The organism is Sulfurimonas sp. HSL3-7 (genome assembly GCF_039645985.1).
In the GTDB taxonomy this organism is placed as follows: Bacteria; Campylobacterota; Campylobacteria; order Campylobacterales; family Sulfurimonadaceae; genus Sulfonitrofixus; species Sulfonitrofixus jiaomeiensis.
In genome coordinates this window covers 1,590,178-1,606,307 of record NZ_CP147919.1, presented here as the reverse complement: position 1 = coordinate 1,606,307, position 16,130 = coordinate 1,590,178, and the positions used below count along the sequence as shown (strand labels likewise).

16 protein-coding genes and 1 pseudogene are annotated in these 16,130 nt (G+C 50.4%); 8 read left to right on the top strand and 9 right to left on the bottom strand.

Translation table 11 applies throughout. From position 1 onward, the window contains the following. Position 1 precedes the first annotated feature (1 nt). Genes WCY20_RS08065 through WCY20_RS08055 form a run of 3 tightly spaced genes read left to right on the top strand, consistent with a single transcriptional unit; the run spans position 2 to position 3,401 of the window. Positions 2-1,828 carry an MFS transporter gene (locus WCY20_RS08065; RefSeq protein WP_345974190.1) on the top strand — a complete coding sequence of 609 codons (1,827 nt, stop codon included), beginning with the start codon at positions 2-4 and terminating at the stop codon, positions 1,826-1,828. Further along, positions 1,818-2,186: a diacylglycerol kinase gene (locus WCY20_RS08060; protein ID WP_345974188.1), complete on the top strand. Its 369-nt coding sequence runs from the start codon at positions 1,818-1,820 to the stop codon at positions 2,184-2,186. Before WCY20_RS08065 ends, WCY20_RS08060 begins: the two co-directional genes overlap by 11 nt. A 33-nt stretch (positions 2,187-2,219) precedes the next feature. Continuing rightward, on the top strand, positions 2,220-3,401 hold the full coding sequence (locus WCY20_RS08055; protein WP_345974186.1) for a saccharopine dehydrogenase family protein: 1,182 nt from the start codon (positions 2,220-2,222) through the stop codon (positions 3,399-3,401). A gap of 101 nt (positions 3,402-3,502) precedes the next feature. Here the strand turns inward: WCY20_RS08055 and WCY20_RS08050 are convergent, their stop codons facing one another. Beyond that, positions 3,503-4,621: a glucosaminidase domain-containing protein gene (locus WCY20_RS08050; RefSeq protein ID WP_345974185.1), complete on the bottom strand. Its 1,119-nt coding sequence runs from the start codon at positions 4,619-4,621 to the stop codon at positions 3,503-3,505. Between the two features lie 119 nt (positions 4,622-4,740). On the opposite strand from WCY20_RS08050, the gene nspC reads away from it, so the two are divergent. Next, positions 4,741-5,877, top strand: coding sequence for a carboxynorspermidine decarboxylase (gene nspC / locus WCY20_RS08045; RefSeq protein ID WP_345974183.1), 1,137 nt, complete (start codon positions 4,741-4,743; stop codon positions 5,875-5,877). Positions 5,878-5,902: 25 nt separating this feature from the next. On the opposite strand, the gene WCY20_RS08040 is transcribed toward nspC, so the two are convergent. Then, positions 5,903-6,343 (bottom strand): hypothetical protein, encoded by a 441-nt coding sequence (locus WCY20_RS08040; protein ID WP_345974182.1) that lies wholly within the window; start codon positions 6,341-6,343, stop codon positions 5,903-5,905. A 154-nt stretch (positions 6,344-6,497) separates the two neighbouring features. Here WCY20_RS08040 and WCY20_RS08035 point away from each other — a divergent pair. Next, positions 6,498-6,815 (top strand): annotated as a pseudogene (locus WCY20_RS08035) (ferredoxin-thioredoxin reductase catalytic domain-containing protein); the annotation flags it as partial. Between the two features lie 96 nt (positions 6,816-6,911). Here the strand turns inward: WCY20_RS08035 and WCY20_RS08030 are convergent. From WCY20_RS08030 to WCY20_RS08020, 3 genes are all read right to left on the bottom strand, one after another. Beyond that, positions 6,912-7,259: a hypothetical protein gene (locus WCY20_RS08030; RefSeq protein WP_345974180.1), complete on the bottom strand. Its 348-nt coding sequence runs from the start codon at positions 7,257-7,259 to the stop codon at positions 6,912-6,914. Between the two features lie 242 nt (positions 7,260-7,501). Then, positions 7,502-7,870, bottom strand: a complete 369-nt coding sequence (locus WCY20_RS08025) for a methionine-R-sulfoxide reductase (protein ID WP_345978237.1) — start codon at positions 7,868-7,870, stop codon at positions 7,502-7,504. Between the two features lie 168 nt (positions 7,871-8,038). Next, positions 8,039-8,932 (bottom strand): lipid A biosynthesis lauroyl acyltransferase, encoded by an 894-nt coding sequence (locus tag WCY20_RS08020; RefSeq protein WP_345974178.1) that lies wholly within the window; start codon positions 8,930-8,932, stop codon positions 8,039-8,041. Between the two features lie 115 nt (positions 8,933-9,047). Between WCY20_RS08020 and WCY20_RS08015 the strand changes: the two genes are divergently transcribed. Together WCY20_RS08015 and WCY20_RS08010 are read left to right on the top strand one after the other, a co-directional pair. Further along, positions 9,048-10,337: a DEAD/DEAH box helicase gene (locus WCY20_RS08015; RefSeq protein ID WP_345974177.1), complete on the top strand. Its 1,290-nt coding sequence runs from the start codon at positions 9,048-9,050 to the stop codon at positions 10,335-10,337. Between the two features lie 9 nt (positions 10,338-10,346). Next, entirely contained in the window at positions 10,347-11,384 is a 1,038-nt protein-coding gene (locus tag WCY20_RS08010) for a coproporphyrinogen III oxidase (RefSeq protein ID WP_345974176.1), read from the top strand. Between the two features lie 207 nt (positions 11,385-11,591). Here WCY20_RS08010 and WCY20_RS08005 read toward each other — a convergent pair whose 3' ends face one another. From WCY20_RS08005 to WCY20_RS07990, 4 genes are all read right to left on the bottom strand, one after another. Beyond that, positions 11,592-12,530 (bottom strand): hypothetical protein, encoded by a 939-nt coding sequence (locus WCY20_RS08005; protein WP_345974174.1) that lies wholly within the window; start codon positions 12,528-12,530, stop codon positions 11,592-11,594. 148 nt (positions 12,531-12,678) lie between these two features. Continuing rightward, positions 12,679-13,683, bottom strand: coding sequence for an FAD-dependent oxidoreductase (locus WCY20_RS08000; RefSeq protein WP_345974172.1), 1,005 nt, complete (start codon positions 13,681-13,683; stop codon positions 12,679-12,681). 51 nt (positions 13,684-13,734) lie between these two features. Next, positions 13,735-14,181: a phosphoribosyltransferase family protein gene (locus WCY20_RS07995; RefSeq protein WP_345974171.1), complete on the bottom strand. Its 447-nt coding sequence runs from the start codon at positions 14,179-14,181 to the stop codon at positions 13,735-13,737. 7 nt (positions 14,182-14,188) lie between these two features. After that, positions 14,189-14,839 (bottom strand): class I SAM-dependent methyltransferase, encoded by a 651-nt coding sequence (locus WCY20_RS07990; protein ID WP_345974169.1) that lies wholly within the window; start codon positions 14,837-14,839, stop codon positions 14,189-14,191. 154 nt (positions 14,840-14,993) lie between these two features. Between WCY20_RS07990 and WCY20_RS07985 the strand changes: the two genes are divergently transcribed. Then, positions 14,994-16,127, top strand: a complete 1,134-nt coding sequence (locus WCY20_RS07985; protein ID WP_345974168.1) for a hypothetical protein — start codon at positions 14,994-14,996, stop codon at positions 16,125-16,127. The last annotated feature ends 3 nt before the right edge of the window (positions 16,128-16,130 follow it).

Sequence of the window (16,130 nt, the reverse complement as noted above, 5' to 3'; positions counted from 1 at the left end):
GATGTTCAAAATCAGGGGTACCTACGCCTATATCATCGCCCTTTTTTTAAATGCCTTTACCGATCTCGGCCACAAAATCATCATCCAGAACACGGTCTTCAAGATCTACGACAACCAGGAGCAGATCATCCTCACGGCGATCGTCAACGCCCTGATCCTGCTGCCGTTCATCATGGTCTTTACCCCGGCAGGGTTTATTTCCGACAAATTTCCCAAGAACCGTGTCATGGCCTATGCGGCGGCGGTCGCTGTTGTTCTGACACTTGCGATCACCTTCTCCTACTATATGGGATGGTTTGAAGTGGCCTTCGGCTTTACTTTTCTGCTGGCGATGCAGAGTGCATTTTATTCGCCGGCAAAGTACGGCTATATCAAAGAGCTGGTGGGTAACAGGTTCATTTCGGCGGGTAATGCGGCGGTACAGGCGGCAACGACGGTCGCGATTCTTTCGGGGATCGTCGTCTATACCCTGTTTTTTGAGAGTATGCTCGGCACCTTTGAAACGGCGGACGACATCGTACGCGAGATAGCACCGCTCGGGTGGATGCTGGTCGCCGGTTCGGTCGTCGAGCTGCTGTTGATGTTGCGACTGCCAAACAGACAGCGCGTGCCCTCCGAACGCAGGTTTCATGCAGGAAAATACTTTTCGGGCTATTATCTGCGTAAAAATATGAAGACCATCACCCGTAAACGCCCGATACTCGATGCCATCATCGCGCTTTCGATTTTCTGGGGCGTTTCGCAGGTGGCGCTGGCGATCTTCGGGGCGTATGCCAAAGAGCAGCTTGGCATTACCAATACGATCTATGTGCAGGGTATTTTGGGACTTACCGCAATCGGCATCATCATCGGTTCGGTCATAGCGGCGCGTTTTTCGAAGTTCTATATCCATATGGGGCTGGTGCCGTTCAGTGCTGCCGGTATGGCACTCAGTCTCTTTCTTATTCCGACCCTGTTGCAGATCGAGCTGATTGCCGCTCTCTTTTTTCTTTTCGGTCTCTCTTCGGGGATGTTCATTGTGCCGCTTAACGCCTTTATCCAGAAACATGCCCCCGGTGTTCACCTGGGAACGATACTGGCGGGAAACAATTTTATCCAGAACATCTTCATGGTCTTCTTCCTGGGGCTTACGACACTCTTCGCCTACAAAGGGTTGAATGCGGAGGGGCTTTTTTATGCCATCGCCGCGCTGACATCCGCGATGGCAGTGTATATGATCAAAAAACACGATCTCATACTGACCTGGTTCATCGTCGAACTGGTGCTTTCGCTGCGCTATAAATTTGTCTATGAGGGGAGCGAGAACGTTCCGCCGAGCCGTGCGGTACTGCTGCTGGGCAACCATGTGAGCTGGATAGACTGGGTCATCGTCCAGTTGGCAGTAGAACGCCGTACGGTCTTTATGATGGACCGCGATATCTATAATTGGCCGCTGCTGCACCATTTTTTCAAATGGGGCAGTGCCATTCCTGTCTCGGCAAGAGCGTCCAAAGATGCTTTCAGACAGGCCAAAGAGCACCTCGATCACAGCGAACTGGTGACGCTGTTTCCGGAGGGTTCTATCAACCGCGGCGAAGAGCTCCAACCGTTTCTACGCGGTTTTGAACTGGTCGCGAGGGATGCCCATGGTGTGATCGTCCCGTTTTATATCGGCGGCATGTGGGGCAGCCGATATTCGCGTTCACCCAAAAAATATGTCGAAAGACGGTCCCGCTCCTTGCGCCGCAAAGTGACGGTACTGTATGGCGAACCGATGCCTATGCATTCGTCGGCAGACGAGGTCAAAACGGCCGTACAAAAACTCAAGGATGATTACTATGCACAATAAACCCAAATACACGCTGTTTAAAAACACTACCTATGCACTGGCCGGTCTTGTCGACGTTACGAAGCATGAGAGCTCATTCAAGCTTCAGCTGCTGCTTTTTCTCGTGGCGAGTGTGGCCGCATGGCTCTTGCCGATCGATATCGTCTATAAGTTTATTCTGAATATTTCGCTTTTCCTTCCTATTATGGCGGAACTTGCCAACAGTGCGGTCGAACGTGTCGTCGATCTGGTGACCAAGGAGTATCATCTCCTGGCGAAACAGGCCAAAGATGCCGGGGCGGCACTGGTCTTTGTCTCTTTGGTTACGACCGGCGCCGTGTGGATATGCACCCTTCTTTTAGCCTTTAAACTGGTATAATATCTGACAAAAACTTTTTTAAAAGGAAGCAGCATGGCAACTGTTTTAATTATCGGAGCCGGCGGTGTCGGCGGGGTCGTTACCCACAAATGTGTTTTGAACAAAGAGACGTTTACAAAGATCGTATTGGCGAGTAGACGTCTGGAGAGTTGTGAAAAGATCCAAAAACAGCTGCCTGAAGGTGCGATCGATATCGCCCAGGTGGATGCGGACAATGTAGAGGAGACCGCAGCCCTTATCGAGAAGGTCGGCGCAGACATCGTCATCAACGTGGCGCTGCCGTACCAGGATCTCAGCATCATGGACGCCTGTCTGCTGACCAAGGTCGACTATCTGGACACGGCCAACTATGAACACCCGGACGAGGCGAAGTTCGAGTACAAGCTGCAGTGGGCCAAAGACGATGCGTTTAAAGAAGCCGACATCATGGGCCTTCTTGGAAGCGGCTTCGATCCGGGTGCGACCAATGTCTTCTGCGCTTATGCGCAGAAACACTACTTCGACGAGATCCATACGATCGACATCCTCGACTGTAACGCCGGCGACCACGGCTACCCGTTCGCAACCAACTTCAACCCGGAGATCAACCTCCGCGAGGTGAGTGCAAAAGGGCGCTATTGGGAGAACGGCGAGTGGATCGAGACCGAGCCGATGGAGATCAAGATGGTCTGGGACTACCCTGAAGTCGGTCCGAAAGACAGCTATCTTCTCTACCACGAGGAGATGGAGTCGCTGGTCAAACATATAAAGGGGCTCAAACGTATCCGTTTTTTCATGACCTTCGGCGAGAGCTACCTGACCCATATGCGTTGCCTCGAAAACGTCGGGATGCTCGGCATCGAGCCGGTGATGCACAAAGGTCAGGAGATCGTCCCTATCGAGTTTCTGAAGACACTGCTGCCTGACCCGGCTTCATTGGGCCCTCGCACCAAAGGCAAGACCAACATCGGTATTGTCGCCGAAGGGATCAAGGACGGTCAGAAGAAGAAGATCTACATCTACCAGGTGAGCGACCACGAGAAGTGCTACGCCGAGGTCCAGTCGCAGGCGGTCTCATACACGACCGGCGTTCCGGCAATGATCGGGGCGAAACTGATGCTTGAGGGCAAATGGCAGGCCAAAGGGGTCTACAACATGGAGCAGTTTGATCCGGACCCGTTCATGGAAGAGCTGAACAAGCAGGGTCTTCCTTGGAAGGTCATCGAACTTAACTAAAGGGGTGCAAAGTCTGAGTAATCAGACTTTGCTTTTCAATTTTCAAACGTTTTCTACTCTCTCACTTATGACACGTATCTAAGCGATGTTTTATCTGTTTTTTACACTTCCGCCGTATTGACCTCTTGTACCTTTATCGGGACATCTTTTGAACGGTTTTGCTCTTTGGTATTATTGCGATCTTGAACCTTGTCATGGGAATGAGGAACATTCGTGATATGGGTGACGGTTGCGCTCTCTTTAGCTTTTTTAGGCAACACTGTTATATCCGGCACTCGCGAGCTGTTCCGCTCGCTGTTCTCAAGAGCGGGGGTGATGTCTTTTTTACATTTGTCGGCGACTTTGGCTGCAGGTTCCTCTTTTTCAGGAATCAGGTATTCGGCTCTGGCCGGTTCGATGTTTTTCCAGCCCGGCGGCTGATAAACCGGCGTATCGAGCTCATTGAACCTGTTGGACTTGATGACATAATAGAGACGTTTGACATACTCATGGCGCAGTTCGGAGTAGTGGTCGAGATAAGCGATGATCTCAAAAGGGTTGTTGGTGTGTAGGCGCGCTGTTCTGAACTGTTCAAAAGCACGTCCTCTGGCCATCATGCGGTAATAGCTTTCGATGGAAGCTTCCAGGTTTTTGTATTTTTTGACATAGATGGTCTTTTGCCCCTCTCGCGGTATGCCTGCCGCGATACGCGGTTCGTTGGGATTAAAAGACCAGACGCCGAAGATGTTGTTGGCTTCGCGGTAGAAGCGTGAACTTCCCCAGCCTGATTCCAGTGCCGCCTGGGCGATGACGATACTGATAGGGTGGGTATGCATACGTTTCAGCAGACAGGGAAAACCGCTGACTTTATAGCGTTTTTTAAGCCGTTCAATCTTTGCCTGCTCTTTTGGGGTAAGCTTCTCTTTGAGGCTGAGTTCATAAACAGCCTGGTATTCGGCATCGAGGCGCGCTTTTACCTTTCTGATGGCCGCGATCGTCTTCTTTAAAAAGAGACGCTTGGACTCCGGAGTGGAAGCAGGGGTCTTATAGCGTTTTCTTTCTGTATTGCTTGTGGCGGTTTTTTTCCCGGAACTGTTATGGGCCACGTCTGTATCACTATCTTCAACTGTTTTTGAGCTGTTCTGATCGAAAAACGGTATTATTTTGTTTAATTCGTTATAGACGGCATACATGCTTGCTAGCAAAAGGAGTGCGATTACGGCCAATACTATCTGTTTCATTTAACTCGCTTTTTAGATCAAACCCCCTGAATTTAGGGTAAAATTTGATATTAATGTTACGCCGTAAGAGCACTTATCGGGGTAATAATAAAGCGTTATAATAACAAAAAAGTCTGATAATGATAAATTACGATACTCTTCCCAGCCCTTCCTATGTCTGTGATCTGACCCGCTTGGAGAACAATTTGAAACTTTTGGCACGTGTCAAAAAAGAGACCGGCGCCAAGATCATACTCGCGCTTAAAGGCTTTGCAATGTGGTCGACGTTCGACCTTGTGCGTCAATATCTTGACGGAGCGACTGCGAGCGGTCTGCATGAAGCACTGCTTGCCTTTGAGGAGATGCGGGGCGAAGTGCACACCTATTCGCCCGCCTTCAAAGAGGAGGAGATAGAGCAGATCGCCTCTATCTCCGACCACCTGGTCTTTAACTCGCCTTCGCAGCTAAAACGGTTCAGCGCGATGGCCAAAAAGGTCAATCCGAGACTTTCTATCTCCCTGCGCGTCAACCCGGAGTTCTCCTCCTCTCCTGTCGACCTCTACAATCCCTGCGGGCTCTACAGCCGTCTGGGGACCACGCTTGCCAATTTTGACGAGAGCATCCTCGAGGAGCTCGACGGTCTGAACTTCCATGCGCTTTGCGAGCAGAATGTCGATGCGCTGGAGGGAGTGCTGGCGGCATTCGAGGAGAAGTTCGGCGACTATATCGACCAGATGAACTACATCAACTTCGGCGGCGGTCACCACATTACCCGTAAAGACTACGACGTCGACAGACTGATTGAGGTGATCAGGGCATTCAGGGCGCGACATAACAATATTGCCGTCTACCTGGAGCCGGGCGAGGCGGTCGGCTGGCAGACAGGCGAGCTGGTGGCAACCGTGCTGGACACCTTCCATAACGGTATGGACCTTGCGATCCTGGACACCTCTGCCGAGGCGCATATGCCCGACACGCTGGCGATGCCCTACCGTGCAGAAGTGAGAGGGGCAGGTGAAGCCGGCGAAAAGGCCTATACCTACCGTTTAGGCGGCAATACCTGTCTGGCGGGCGACATCATGGGGGACTACTCGTTTGATCAGCCATTGAAAACCGGCGACAGGATTATCTTCGAAGATCAGATCCATTACACTTTTGTCAAAAACACCACCTTTAACGGTATCAAGCTCCCTTCGCTTGTACTGGTGACGCAAGAGGGCGAGATAAAAGTGGTCAAAGAGTTTGGCTATGCCGACTACAAGATGCGTTTGTCATAAGAAAACCGTTCTCTAAATAACTGTTCTAGATAAAGATCTCTGCAGGAAAAGCGACAGGGATCGGATTGTGCAGCTGCATTGTGACGTCGTCAGATCCCGCATTTTTGTAGAGCGCATAGGGTACATACAAAAAGCGTGCACCGACCTTGCTGTCTGTTTTGTGGCGTTCTTCAAGATGGACGCGGATACCGTCGCTGACCGGCGGTTTGAAGTGGGCCGGAATAGTGACCCGGGCGATGATCGCAAGTGCCGTGATCCTGGGATCATCGGCGACTTTTTGTTTCAGCCTTGCCATCAGCGTTTCGTACTGCTCTTCATGTGCAGATGGGTCTGCCTTAAGGCTCTCTACGTTCCCGTCTTCAAAAAGTATCATGGCAAAAGGTCGCAGCGTCTGCTCCGACTCGAGCTCCGCTTTGGCAAATTCTACGGCTTCATTGACCATCTCAAATAGTTGTTCTTCGTGCATAATTATCCTTACTGGCGTTATTTTAACAAAACGCGGAGTGATAAAGAAGTAACAGTTGTTAAAAATTAAAATTAAGAAGTATAGAAGTCAGATTTAATTCCATCTTTTTTAAGTCTCAGCACCCTATACTTACAGCACTATGTAAAGGATAATCATGCAAAAAATAGATATGAGTTCACCTGAGTTTCTTAATGAGATGGAGAAAACAAAAAAATTCACAGACAAGGTCAACAAACAGTTCGGCTGGGTCTACAATCCGAATGAAGATGTAAACGAAGGTGTCCTCATGGGGCTTGCACGTCACAAGATGCTTTACGGCAAACGTTTCTGCCCATGTTTTATGGTCATAGAAGAGGACGGCAAGCATGTCAGTGCCGACAACCGTATCTGTCCGTGTCCGCCGGCAATCGAAAAAGAGATCCCTGAAGAGGGTAAATGCCACTGCGGTATCTTCTGTACACCGGAATACGCTGCCAACAACGACCAGTAACCCTTATAAGAGCCGCACCGAAGTGCAGCTCTCTTTCTGACTACCGATACCCTGATTTGATTTTACTACCGTAATCTGTTATGGAAAAAGGGATCGGTAGATCTTTCTGTTCCTCTTTTCGTTCTTATCGCCGACCTGCGACCAGAAGTGCGCTTCGTTGTCGCCGTCGTCAAAAATGAGATTGCCGATATCGTCCCACTCTATTGTTATTAACAGCATGTCGATATCGATCTCATACTGTGCTTTTTCATCATTGCTTGAGAGATGGAAGCTCTCCGGCAGGGGTGCGGTTTCGGCCAGAGAGGCATAGATCTCTTCCAGGCAGTACTCTCGGTTTTCCTCATCATTGAGTCCGGACCACTGTTTGGTGATAATACGGGTAATCTCATCTGTGTTGGCGTGTTGGAGAAGTTCTTGTTTTGTCATACGCAATTATACTCGCTTCTTCTCATCTGACGCTTATATCTGAGTATAGCCGCCATCTCTTTTTCAAAGTTAAGCATTTGATTTACGGGCCACTGTCGGGCATAAACATCTATGCCTGGATCGAAATGTAAAGAGAAGCATGACGATTGTTTTGCCGTTGCTGAAGGCTAAAGCGGAGAGGTGGAACAGGCCCTCTATAATCCTTTTGAAAATTATAGACAACCCGGGTTTAGGCGCGGCGCCTATGTTGCCGGAATAAACTTGATCGAGGTGTAGTTGACGCAGTGGCGCGTGTTCTTGGGTGTCATATGCTCGCCGACAAAGACATGCCCCAGGTGGCCGCCGCAGTTGCTGCAGACGATCTCGACACGGCGTCCGTCGGCATCGGGAACGCGCTTGACCGCTCCCGGGATCTCGTCGTCAAAACTCGGCCAGCCGCAGTGGGAATCGAACTTTTCCTTGGAGGTGTAGAGCGGGGTATTGCATCGGCGGCAGACGTAGGTGCCGGCCCCTTCGTTTTTAAACTTCTCGTAGTTCTCGCCGAAAGGACGTTCGGTCCCTTTGCGCAGGATGATATACTCTTCTTCAGGGGTGAGGGTGTTGTATTCGATAGGGAGTTCTTTCAATGTTTTTCCTTCATCTGCATGGGATATCAGGGCCCCCAGCAATAGTAGAAAAGATAATACAATGCGTTTCATAATAGATCCTTTTGCTTATCTGTCTGTTCGCATTATAGAAGGTTTTCATAAACAAACGGCGCGATACGTTGCTCTCCCGTATCAATCTTTACTTCGGTAGATCTCCGGATAATCCGTCTTCCAGCGCCGGTGCATCCAAAACCAGTATTTGGGATCATCGTAGATGACCTCTGTCAGCCAATCCGTCATCTTCTGGGTCGCGTCATTGATGTCCGCTTTTTCATCTTCCGTCTTCTGCATCTCTATCTCCGGAAAGAACTTGATGGTGTAGTGCTCATGATCGTCCGTGTAGGCTATCCCCGGGATCAAAGCAGCATTGAACTTCCGTCCCAAAAAGGCCGGTGTCGTGATCTGGCGGGTCGGCTTGCCCAAAAAGTCGACGATGGTGCCGTCACGCTTGCGAATATTGGTGTCGATAAGCAGGGCGGTCGATTTTTTCGCACGCATCTGTTTGACAAGCGCTTTAAGCGCACCGTGGCGCTCGGCATAACTCATTCGGAATTTCGCGCGTGAGCCTAAAAGGTACTCCTGGAAATCGGGATTGGCCATCTCCTTGTAGATGATCATGATGGGTTCGAGAAAGGCGCTTGTGGCACTGCCGATCAGTTCCCACTCCCCGTAATGGGCCGTCACAAAGACAATTGGCCGTCCTTCGGCCTGGGCTTTCTCAACGTACTCGATATTTTCAAATGTGACTTTTTTTCTCAGCTCCTCAAGGGTGATATAGCGCCCCTCGATGGTATAGAGAAAATTGAGGGCCAGGCTTTGAAAGCCATACAATCCCACCTCGTTGACGAATGTCTTATCAACATCATCACCGTAGACAAACCGCATGTTCTGTCTGATGATGCGGCGATGCTTTCTGTCGATGTGAAAAGCGACTCTTGCAAGTCCGAGAAAGAGTGCTTTGCGCCAGGAGTGGGGCAGCAGCATCAATAATTTTTCAAAGCCGAGAAAAAGATAAAAACTGATCATAAGTGACAGCGCCTTGGATATAAAGTGTATGATTATAACGATTTAATGATTAGTCCTCTGTTTAGCTATAATTGCGCTATTAAACGCTACCGAGGCAGTGATTTGAGGAGATATGATGAGCTTTGATACACTTGGCTTGAACAGTAACATTTTAGACGCGGTGAAAGCACAGGGTTACGAAAAGCCGACCGCCGTACAGTCCCAGGCCATTCCGGTAGCATTGGACAAAAAAGATATTCTGGTGAGCGCACAGACGGGCACGGGCAAGACGGCTGCTTTCGTCCTACCGATGCTGCAGCGTCTCTCCCAGGACAAGAAAAATGCAGGTACGCATCTGCTGCGTGCGCTGATCCTGGTACCGACGCGTGAACTGGCGATGCAGGTGGGTGAGAGCGTAGACGCGTACGGCAAAGGGCTACCTTTCAAGTCCGTCAAGCTTTACGGCGGTAAGAAGATCTCGACCGAGACCGAGCAGCTTGAACGCGGTGTGGATATCATCATCGCAACACCGGGGCGTTTGGCAGAGCACATACAAAAAGAGAGCGTCAGACTCGCCAACATCAACTATATGGTGCTGGATGAAGCGGACCGGATGCTCGATATGGGCTTTATCAACGAGATCAGAGCGATCGCCGAACTGACGCCCAAAGGGCGGCAGACCTTTATGTTTTCGGCAACGTTCACACCCAAAGTGGTCAATCTCGGGAAATCGCTGCTGAGAAAACCCAAGATCATAGAGGTCGCGCGCCAGAACAAAACGGCCGACACGGTCGAGCAGAAGGTCCATTTTGTCAACAGTGCCGACAAGAGCGACCTCCTGGCTTACATGATCGGGGCCAACAACTACAATCAGGTCATTGTCTTCACCCGTACCAAAGATGTGACGGACAAGCTCGCAGAGGAGTTGACGGCAGCGGGACTACCGGCAACGGCGATACACGGTGACATCACACAGGCAAAGCGCACCAAGGCGCTCAAGCAGTTCAAAGAGGGCAAGTTCAGGGTCCTGGTCGCAACCGATGTGGCGGGACGCGGGCTCGATATCAAAGATATGGACTATGTCATCAACTACGAGCTTCCGAGCGTGGCCGAAGACTATGTCCACCGTATCGGCCGGACGGGGAGGGCCGGAAAAAAAGGGCTGGCGATATCGCTTGTCTCTGCCTATGATGTTGCCTACCTTCTTGAGATAGAGAAGCTTATCGGGCTTAAGATGACCGAGATCAAGACGAAAGGGTATGAATTTACCGAACGTATCCCCGACCGTTCAGAGCAGCACAACCAGCGTGACCGACGCAAAAGCGCTTCGATCCGCAAGCATACCCCCAAGAAAGAGAAACCCAAAAGTGCGGCTGCTGCGCCTAAAAAGGTCAAGCAGACCAAACGCAACCGTTTTGGATCATAAAGGAGAGATATGAATCGTACATCAGCCGCTTCGGCAACGGCCAAAGAGGCCAATGCCATAGTTGAACATCTGCAGCTTTACTTTGTGGAGCGTCTGAACGCGCTGAGCAGGGAGTTCGGTGATGACAAGGCATTTGACGCCGTTGAGTGGTTCAGAGACGGGGGACGCCACGGCGGCGGTCTGCGATATATGGCAACGGACGACAGCCTGTTTAACCGCGGCTCAGTCAACGTCTCACAGGTCCATTACGATGACGACGCCGAGAAAAAGCTGGGTTCAGCTACGGCCCTTTCGACGATCATTCACCCCTTCAACCCCCTGGTGCCCTCTATCCACATGCACATCAGCTGGACGGAGATGAAGAGCGGCAAAGGTTACTGGCGTGTCATGGCCGACCTTAACCCCGCTATTGAGATCAAAAGCGCGACGCAGCAGTTTACGGCGTGTCTGAAAACGGCGGCGCCGGAACAGTTCGAAGCGGGTGCTGCCCAGGGGGACCGCTATTTCAACATACCGGCGCTTGGACGTCACCGCGGCGTGTCGCACTTCTATCTGGAAAGTTTTTCCAGCGGCGATGCGGCGGCGGACAAAGCGCTGGCCAGACATTTCGGTGAGAAGATGGTGGATTGCTATATCGACATTGTACGCAAAGCGCTTGCAGAAAACCCGAAACCGGCTAAAGAGGATTTTGAAAAGCAGCTTGCCTACCATACCCTCTATCTTTTTCAGGTCCTGACACTTGACAGAGGGACAACGTCGGGGCTTCTGGTTCATGACCAAAACGATGTGGGCATTATGGGCTCGATCCCCCGCTATGTGGATAAGTCGCTGCTCGCGTCGTGGAAAGCGCTGGTCCCGCCGCCGCAGGAGAAACTGGTGCAGGGGCTTGTTGATGCGCTCGAAGGCGAGGGCAGGGTTTTGGTCGACGATGCTGCGAAGCAGCGTCTTGCAAAGGTGGTGCGCGCGCACTACAAGGCACATCCCGAGGCCTTGAGCATGCAGGCCAGCGGCGACATCGTTCCTCCCACAGTCGACAACCACAAATAAATAAAAGTTCCAGCTTCGGCGCATCTTGCGTCCAACTCAGACTCTCTACGCACAGCAGTGCGCTATCGGTCTGAGTTAAACACAATCTACACCTAATCTGAAACTTTTGTAAGTTCAGTTTGTTGGAAGGTGAGCTATCGCCACCTTCTTTTTTCTTTTTTCTTTTTTCTTTTTTCTTTTTTCTTTTTTCTTTTTTCTTTTTTCTTTTTACGAATTCGGATCGAAGATCGAAAAGTCGACGTCCTCTTCTTCTATCGAATCATCCAGCTGTCTGAAGTTCCCCAGTGTTTCGCCCGCTCCTGTGATCGTTTTGAGATGGTAGAGGTTTGCCTTGTCCAGCAGGAACTCTTTTACTAGCTTGAAGCCGCCTTTGTCGAGGAGGGCGGAAGAGGTCTTCTGTTCAAGGTAGAGAAACATCAGACAGGTCGTGGATGAGGCGAATTCGGGTATAAAGGCATTTTCCGATTTGATGACATCCTCCTCCCACGCCTCAAGCTTTTCAACGCCTGTTGCCGTGACAAGCAGCGGCAGGTCACACCACCGTGCGATAAGACTGCTCAGTTCGTCTCTGCTCATCGGGCGTATGTAGTCCGTGTCATCGAGTTTTGCGGCCAGCATATAGCGTGCGATAGTGTTCATCACATAGGGAAGCACGTTCTCCTCGACGACCTGCGGGTTGGCATCGGCGAGGCTGAGCATGGTGATCTCGATATTGAGCGCCTCTTTGATCTGGTAGTTAAGCAGACTGGCCAGCCCTTCGATCCGGTCATTGATCGGGACGTTGGTGACCACGGCGGCCATGCGTAAAAAGGCGTCCGATTCGATGATATTCATACCCGGGTACATCGTTTGGTCAAAATGGAGGCGGTGATAGAGACTGAAATAGCGCTCACCCTCTTCTTCGGTGGTGATCAGCATCGCTTCAAGCGTGACGCCGGGTGAGACTGTCGGCAGCAGGAGGGCAAAATAGTGCGCTTTCTGGATCAGCTCAAGCGAAGGGTAGTTCTCCTGCAAAACCTTGAAAGCGAGGACGACGTCCGGGTTAAAGACCGTCGGGCGCGAGAGGATCAGTTTTTTTATAAAACTCCCCTCATCAGGGATCTGGAAAAGTCCGTTAATAATGTTTGTGCTGTTGTCGATCTGCATGCGTTTCCTTGTGTTCGAAATTATAGCAAAGCTTCATTAGCACCGCAGATAAAAGCAAATCATTAAACAGATACAAAGAAAAGCAGACGCTATGTGGAAACAGACTATATAAAATACTCAATAGTCTATTGCTGCCAAAAACGTTTAGCTACACTCTCTTTGCCAACCGTCCGACTTCGCGTTCGACGCAGCGCAGTGCGCCTTCAAGATACCCGCCTTCCTCAAAAGAGGACTCCGTCCCCAAAAAGATGAGTCTGTCGTCATAGCAACGGGTGTCATGCCCGTAGTCGGGGTGGGCCGAAAGCGGTCGACGGTCAGAGATGACGGAGGTATAGCGCTCTTGGCTCCAGTCCGTAATGTAGATCTTCGTTATCTTCTGCGCATCATCCCCGAAGAGTCTTCGCATCTGTCTCCTGACGGCCTGCTCGCTCTTGTCGGCTGCATTGGTGTTAAAAAAACCGAAGAGCGCGGCACCTGTTTGCGTACAGGCATCATGGATCTCGCCCAAGGGTCCGACCGGACTGAAGGCAAAACCGCTCAGCCCCTTTTTGCGCCAAAAGGCCTCTTCAAACACGACGGTACACTTTGCGGCGTAGCCCATCCAGGTCGGAATAGCAGAGAGTTTCTGTGTTAGTTTGGTCGGCAATTCGGGTGAATAGCTTATGCTTTCCATCGCAAGACGCGGCGGCAGGGTGTTTATGACGAGGTCTGCCTGATACGTCTGATTCTCCGTCTTCACAAGCAGGTGATCTGCACCGCTTTCGATGCCGATAACCGCAGAATTCAGTTTGATAGTGTCAGATATCAACTTTCTCTTCAAGGCCTCGAGAAGTGCGATGACACCGCCTTTAATGCGGCCTGATGGAGGCGATGGCGGCGGTGTGAACCGTTCAACACCTTGCGGTGCGTCATAGAGGGCATCCCCTTCGCCGTATTGGCCAAAAAGTTCAAGACCGTTTTCCAGAACGCATGACAGAATCTGTTTTTGATGCTGCCAGACCCAGGAAGGGCCCATGTCAAAACCGTCAACGGTCAAGACACGGCCGCCGATCCGCTCCCGTGCTTCCAGGACCGTGACGTCGTAGTTTTTTTGAAGGAGGGAGGCCGCGTAGATGCCGCTGAGCCCCGCACCGATAATCACAACTTTTTTCATGGTGTAGGTCTGGTGGGATTGTGTGAAGCACATAAGGTAAAAAGAGTTAGCTCAATCAGCTAAAAAATCTTTTTCCCAAAAAAATTCGATCCAGTCATCGGCTTCATGGAGTGCAAAATCGGGCTGGATGGTCGCGCTTTTTTTATAGTAGATCGACGCGATCTTGAATATGACATTGGGAAAGCTGGCCTGAAGATGTTCGAGTACCTCTTTGATGGTCTGTCCGCTGTCAACGATGTCGTCGAGCAGCAGTACTTTGTTTGCATGCTGCAGTTCGGGGACATTGAAGATCTCGCAGCTTGTACCGCGTTGGTCGCCTTCGTAAAGTATCGAGTTGACTGTCAAGAGCTGACGGTTCCCGGTGGCACTGGCATAGGCATGGCCGAGCGTGAGACCGCCTCGGGCAATAGCGATCAGGGTGTCGGGTTGATAGCTCTCTGTCAGTTTGACAAGGGCTTTGACATCGTTTACAAATTGTTCGTAGGGATAATAGATCATACTTTTCCTAGTTTTCTTTTTGAAAAACAGCACGTACCTTGAGTGAGGAGAGGTGCGACTGTTCTTCGTAGATGCTGAATTCGAGTTCTTTGCACTCTTTCATGGTAAAGAGGCGCAGTTCGTTGGTCGTCAGCGGCCACGGCGGTCCGTCAAAGTACTCGTCGTCGCGTTTGGCATTACAGACGGCGAGGACTTTCGCATAGGGTGCCATAAGCGAAGCGATAGCCGTGATGACACTGTCGCGAAGCGAGAGGGGCAGGGCCTGAATGGTAAAGGCTTCGAATACAAAGTCGAACTTGCCGAGCAGTTCCTGCGGAAGGTCGAAAAGATCGGCTACTCTGAAATCGATTGTGGTCTCACCGAAACGCTCTTTGGCCCATTTGATCGCTTCAGGCGAGATGTCGATGGCCGTGACGTCAAAGCCGGCCTCATAGAGGGCGTTGGCATCATCGCCAAGTCCGCATCCTATCACGATCGCTTTCGAAGGGACGGGATAAGAGGTCTCCAGATACTCCTGAAGCAGAGGGTTGGTTCTGCCCTTTGCCCAGGCAACAGCACTCAGCTCTTTGTTGGCCTCTTTATAGTGGTCGTCAAACCAGCTTGTTGCCTCTTGCCGGGCTTTTTGATGGTCGAATGGTTTTTGTTCCGTTTTTTTCATTCTGTGATTATGGCATTTTACAGAGAAAAACGGGTTGATATTTCACATTAATATCAAGATTTCAGTAACAAATCTGTATTATTAGTTGGCTTACTCAAGAGGTGAGTTAAAACAGGGCATGTAGAGTGTCCCTCAGGAGTTCCCTATTTTTAGCATGCCAGACGAGATATACAATCTCGAAAAAGACGATATTCACGATAATCTTCTCTATTATCAGTACGGTATCAAACATCTTCTCTCCCTTCAAAAAAAGGGAATGGCTGAAGACGAACCGCAATACATAAGCTCATACCGCTCTTTTGAGGGCGAAGCGTTTGAAAACTTTATTTATGAGCGACTTCTGCGCTGGGCTGTTACCCAGGATGATATCGCCAAGTTTATCTCAAAGGGACCCAACGCCCCCAAGACACACTCGCTCTCAAACACGCTCTCGGTCAATGCAAAAGGTCAGATCGTCTACCGCACAAACCGCAATGAGATCGGCGAGTTCGATGCGCTTTTCATCACCAAAGACAATACGCTCTATATGGTCGAGATGACCCTGACCAAATCGGTGACCAACCTGAAACGCCGTCTGCGCAAGAAGAAAGCGCTACTGGAGACGATATTCCCGCATTACAAGGTCAAAGCACTCCTGATCCTTAACGAGGGGGTGACGGGGACCAAGCAGCTGCAGGACTTTTGTACCGTCTGGATCACAAAGCCTTTTACCGCCAAAGATATTCTCAGTTGGCTCAGTGACATGAAAAACACCAAGCGCAAACCCTACCGTAAGGTCAATGACAAGCGTGTTATAGGGACCGACAAGCTTGAGATCCGTCCTTTTAAATACTACAATACCCTGACATGGCTGCTGAAACGTTCCCGCAGTGCTAAAAATGTCTGTCTGGACATGAACTTTTTGAACAAAAGCGATGTCGTGCGCAAGATCGATCTCTTTACAAAGTTTTATATCGGTTATATGAGTGCGGGGGATTTCAAGAAGATAGCACCTGCTGTAACACGGGAGATTCCCAAACGCGTGGTCGTTGCGTTGGAGAAAGAGCATACGGGCGAATTGGGGCTGATCTACTTTTTACAGCACAGCAGACGTAATATCGATATGGTCCATATATTGGATGATGAACGGGTGAAGATCGAGAAGAAAGACCCCTACGGCATCACTGTCAATGAGGTGCACCATATCCTGCGTGCGATGAAAGAGAGCGAGAGGATCACACCTCAGGAAAATACGATCATCAAAAATCTGATAAAACACGACTTTCACCACCAGGTCAAAAAAGACTGACCC